Origin of the sequence: Ferruginibacter sp. (genome assembly GCF_014377975.1) — a bacterium.
Lineage (GTDB): Bacteria > Bacteroidota > Bacteroidia > Chitinophagales > Chitinophagaceae > Ferruginibacter.
The window spans coordinates 1-4,561 of sequence record NZ_JACMOO010000406.1 but is presented as its reverse complement, the minus strand read 5'-3'; the positions used below and the strand labels follow the sequence as shown (position 1 = coordinate 4,561).

Below are 4,561 nucleotides of genomic sequence, written 5' to 3'. Positions count from 1 at the left end.
GCCAAAGCAGCTTTCCATCAATTGAAATGGAACAAGGCCCGTATAGAATGTATTGGTACAAACATACGTACCTGGCTAAACGATATACCTGCCGCCCATTTGGTAGATGCCATGACGATGAAAGGTTTTATTGCCCTGCAGGTGCATGCCATTAATAATAAAGCAGACGAGGGAAGAACAATTCACTGGCGTAATTTGCGTATACAAACCACCTATTTAAAACCTGCTGCATACAACAATATTTTTGTTGTAAACCTTATTCCCAATACTATTTCGGATGCCGAAAAAAGAAACGGAGTCAGCCTGCTGTGGGACGGTAAAACTACCAATGGCTGGCGGGGTGCTTACAAAGAAAAGTTTCCGCAAAAAGGGTGGGAGATAAAGGACAGTATTTTAAGTGTACTGCCTTCTGCCGGGGCAGAGGCTGCCAATGGCGGTGATATTGTTACCAATAAGCAGTACACTGCGTTTATTTGCCAGTTCGATTTTAAATTAACCGAAGGGGCCAACAGCGGTGTAAAGTATTTTGTTACAGAAAATGAAAATACGGAGGGCTCAGCCATCGGGCTGGAGTACCAGATACTGGATGATGCCAGACACCCGGATGCAAAACTGGGCGTGGTAGGAAATCGTACACTGGCTTCACTATATGATCTGATTCCTTCACTTCGGGAACCAAGGGCAAGAAGGCCCATTGGAGAGTGGAACAGGGGGATGATTGTTGTATATCCCGATAACCGGGTAGAGCATTGGCTTAACGGATGGAAAGTGCTGGAATACCAGCGGGGCGCTCCTTATTTTTTGGCGCTGGTGGCAAGAAGTAAATTTGAAAAATGGCCCAATTTCGGGATGGCATTGCAAGGCCATATTTTATTGCAGGATCATGGCAACGCCGTTTCTTTCAGAAGCATAAAAATACAGGAGCTGAAGTAAATCTTTTTGGTGATGTGTTTTAAGGGATGAATTATTACCCTGGTTTTTCAATTTACCTAAATCTGCTTTCGGTCACTTTACAGGCAATATATCATTGCGTACAGGTTAAATTCACCAACCACACTTATAACTGTTTAATTGTAACTGAAAAAAATGGAGCTGTTTGAAAATTTTATAGCATACAATAAAAAAGAAAATCTTTTTCAATCAAAAGATAAATTGCTGCTGGCGGTGAGCGGCGGTGTGGATTCTGTTGTGTTATGTGCGTTGTGTAAACAGGCAGGGTACGATTTTGCCATTGCGCATTGCAATTTTAAGTTAAGAGAAGCAGCAAGCGACCGTGATGCGGAATTTGTGCAACAGTTGGCGGAAACCTATTGCGTATCTTTTTACATAAAAATTTTTGACACCATTTCTATTGCTACAGACACAAAAAAATCAATTGAAGAAACTGCCAGGGATCTGCGCTACCAATGGTTTGAAACACTTTGTGTTGAAAATAAATATGATCATATTGTAACCGCACATCATGCTGATGACAATATTGAAACCGTTGTGATGAATTTTTTCAGAGGCACCGGTATAAAAGGCTTACGCGGAATCTTACCAAAACAAAATAAAATTGTAAGGCCATTATTATTTGCCCGTAGGATGGAACTGGAAACGTTTACAGCAATACATCAACTTGCTTTTGTAACAGACTATACCAATGCAGAAAATGAATATACCCGTAATTATTTTCGCAATGAAATTTTGCCCATGGTAAGCCGGCAATTTCCAGAGGCTAAAGAAAACATTCTTAAAAATATTCAACGATTGAACGAAGTAGAAATTTTATACCGCTGTTCAGTTGATATGAACATAAAAAAACTGGTGGAAATAAAAGGCAATGAAGCACACATGTCTGTTTTAAAATTATTGAAAACAGTGCCCCTTACAACCGTGATGTATGAGATCATTAAAGACTATGGATTTACAGCTCATCAAACGGATGAATCCATCGCATTGCTGCAAAGTGAGACCGGAAAATACATTCAATCTGCCACACACCGTATTTTTAAAAACCGGCACTGGCTTATCATAGCGCCCTTACAAAGCGAAGCCGGGCAACATATTTTAATTGAAGAAAATAATAAAAAAGTCATCTTTGAAGCGGGCGAATTGCAAATAGAAAAATTAGAAGTTGCCAAAGTACAGCTTACTTCAGATATTTTAACTGCCCTGCTGGATGCGGATGAAATCAGTTTTCCCTTACTGCTGCGCAAATGGAAACAAGGTGATTATTTTTATCCGCTGGGAATGAAAAAGAAAAAGAAACTCAACCGCTTTTTAACAGATCAGAAACTATCCCTTACCCAAAAAGAAAACACCTGGGTAATTGAAATGAATAAAAAAATTATCTGGGTAACAGGCAAAAGAATTGATGACCGGTTTAAAATTTCTCCCGCAACAAAAAAGATTTTAAAATTTACTTATCTGCCAAAATGAGGATGGGATAATTCTGTAAAAATATCAGGAAACATTTGTGGAGCCATTAATGCAATTAACAAAATGGTGAATACAAGACCAAACAGCGATCCCCATAAATGTGCATCGTGATTGATATGACCAACGTTCTTCTTAGACATGTACACGCAGTATCCAAGATAAAGAAAGGCAAAAACAATAAATGGCATTGGTATAAAATAAATAAGAATGGTTCCCCAGGGCTGAAACAAGATGCAGGCAAAAATTACTGCCGATACAGCACCGGATGCGCCCAGCGACTTATAAGAAGGATCGTCCTGGTTTTTTAAATAACTTGGAATGTCTGATATAATGATGCCTAAAAAGTATAGCACCAGATATGAAATATTTCCCCCTAAGCCGTATTGCGAAAAATAGAACTCGATAGCGGTTCCAAAAAAATAGAAGCTGAACATATTAAAAATCAGGTGAATGTAATCTGCATGAATAAAACCGGAGGAAATAAACCGATAATACTGACCATTTCTTTTAATACCATAAGGCCACATCATAGCTTTGTCCAAAAAACTGGCATTGGAAAAACCAATTAGTGATATAATTACATTGATGGCAATCAGACTAAATGTAATAGGGGCGGTTGAAAAATTCATTTTTATTAATTGAGCTTCAAAACTATTGTATTATTTCAACTATGGTGGTATTTTTCATTCCGATTTATGCTGCAGGCCCTGTAAACCTGTTCGGCCAAAATAAGTCTCACCAACTGGTGTGGAAAAACCAGGGGTGATAAACACCATTTATAATTCGCCCGTTGCATCAGTTCTTCACTAACCCCATAAGCGCCGCCAATTAAAAAGATGATATTTTTTGCGCTTTCATTTCCCCTAAGTTGAATAAATGCAGCAACATCTTCACTGGTAAGTTGTTTGCCTCTTTCATCCAGCAACACCAGGTAATCTTCCTTTTGCAGGAGTTGTAAGATAATTTCCCCTTCTTTTTTTTTAAGACCGGCTTCACTTAAAGTGGCGGCATTTTTTGGCGTTGCGATAATGTTCCATTCAACCGGATAGTAATTGGCAACGCGTTTCGTAAACATTTCGATACCTGCTTTTACATAGGGTTCATGAGCTTTTCCGATTGTCCAGAATTGAAGTTTCATTTTATTATTTACAGCAAAAATGCACAAAGAGTTGGGATGAATAAAATAAATCTCTATTTTTGCCATCCGGCAGTAAAAAAGTCACTTGTGATTTACAGCCAAATGGCTCTGTAGCTCAATTGAATAGAGCATCTCACTACGGATGAGAAGGTTTCAGGTTTGAATCCTGACAGGGTCACATAGCAGCCCCGCTTTTTAAGCGGGGTTTTTATTTATACTTTATTCCAATAATTGCATAAATTACTTATAGTCAATTAAATACACTTAAAATTTAAATTAATTATCTGTTCAGCATTGGCAATTATTTCAGCTTTTCAGAAATTATTTATTTCTCAGTAATTAATTATTTAAAAATTTTCAAACAATTTTCAAACAAATAAATACCAAAAATCTTGTTTGATAATTTTTATGCGTAAGTCAAAGAGCTTATTCTTAGTAAAGTTAAAAATAATTATCCTAAATATTATTGACGCATATCAAATAAAAAACCCGGCATTTAACTGCCAGGTTCCTAAATATTTAAGTTTTGTCTTTACAATATTTCATTGTTTAAATGTTGCAACCTTGAACCTAACTTAACTTGCTTCATCTTGGTCTTTTTTATATAATCTAACACTTCTGATTTCATAAAATAAACTCGTCCCCTTTGCTTGTGTGAAGGTAAACCCCGCTTCATCCAATCTGTAAGCGTTACCAACGATACTCTTAAAAATGCTGCTATTTCTGTGCGATTTAAAAGATTACCATCATCTTTAATATTTGATATTCCAACTGAATTAACCTTTAGGCTTTCTTCTACAGCTTCTTTTATCCACTTTTTAAAATCTTTTTCATTTGGAATAAACAATGTTTCCATAAAACTAAATTTTGTTATTATTATTAAAGTCCTCTTAAATGGTACACACTTAGCATAAACTTACTGGAGGATGGCACATAGTTAATGTACATAAAATCATGCAGGTCATTAAGGCACTTATAAAAAGTAAACCGGGAACTGATTTT

Annotated in this window: 5 protein-coding genes and 1 tRNA gene; 3 read left to right on the top strand and 3 right to left on the bottom strand. The window is 36.8% G+C overall.

The features are described 5' to 3' along the window. Positions 1-933, top strand: a 933-nt coding sequence (locus H7254_RS19885; protein ID WP_301934641.1) for a family 16 glycoside hydrolase, incomplete at its 5' end; no start/stop codon positions are given. Between the two features lie 153 nt (positions 934-1,086). After that, positions 1,087-2,421, top strand: a complete 1,335-nt coding sequence (gene tilS / locus H7254_RS19880; protein ID WP_301934640.1) for a tRNA lysidine(34) synthetase TilS — start codon at positions 1,087-1,089, stop codon at positions 2,419-2,421. Here the strand turns inward: tilS and H7254_RS19875 are convergent. Together H7254_RS19875 and H7254_RS19870 are read right to left on the bottom strand one after the other, a co-directional pair. After that, positions 2,406-3,050, bottom strand: coding sequence for a rhomboid family intramembrane serine protease (locus tag H7254_RS19875; RefSeq protein ID WP_301934639.1), 645 nt, complete (start codon positions 3,048-3,050; stop codon positions 2,406-2,408). The two genes, tilS and H7254_RS19875, sit on opposite strands and share 16 nt — an antisense overlap. A 35-nt stretch (positions 3,051-3,085) precedes the next feature. After that, complete coding sequence (locus H7254_RS19870) at positions 3,086-3,559, bottom strand: 23S rRNA (pseudouridine(1915)-N(3))-methyltransferase RlmH (protein WP_301934638.1); 474 nt, start codon at positions 3,557-3,559, stop codon at positions 3,086-3,088. Between the two features lie 104 nt (positions 3,560-3,663). Here H7254_RS19870 and H7254_RS19865 point away from each other — a divergent pair. Next, positions 3,664-3,737, top strand: a tRNA-Arg gene (locus tag H7254_RS19865). A gap of 354 nt (positions 3,738-4,091) precedes the next feature. Here H7254_RS19865 and H7254_RS19860 read toward each other — a convergent pair. Further along, the gene (locus H7254_RS19860; protein WP_301934637.1) at positions 4,092-4,415 is read right to left on the bottom strand and encodes a helix-turn-helix domain-containing protein; all 324 of its coding nucleotides are present in this window, start codon (positions 4,413-4,415) and stop codon (positions 4,092-4,094) included. Positions 4,416-4,561: the final 146 nt, after the last annotated feature.

Coding starts and splice junctions, on each gene's coding strand:
- tilS (WP_301934640.1), top strand. CDS start 1,087: ATGGAGCTGTTTGAAAATTTTATAGCATACAATAAAAAAGAAAATCTT.
- H7254_RS19875 (WP_301934639.1), bottom strand. CDS start 3,050: ATGAATTTTTCAACCGCCCCTATTACATTTAGTCTGATTGCCATCAAT.
- H7254_RS19870 (WP_301934638.1), bottom strand. CDS start 3,559: ATGAAACTTCAATTCTGGACAATCGGAAAAGCTCATGAACCCTATGTA.
- H7254_RS19860 (WP_301934637.1), bottom strand. CDS start 4,415: ATGGAAACATTGTTTATTCCAAATGAAAAAGATTTTAAAAAGTGGATA.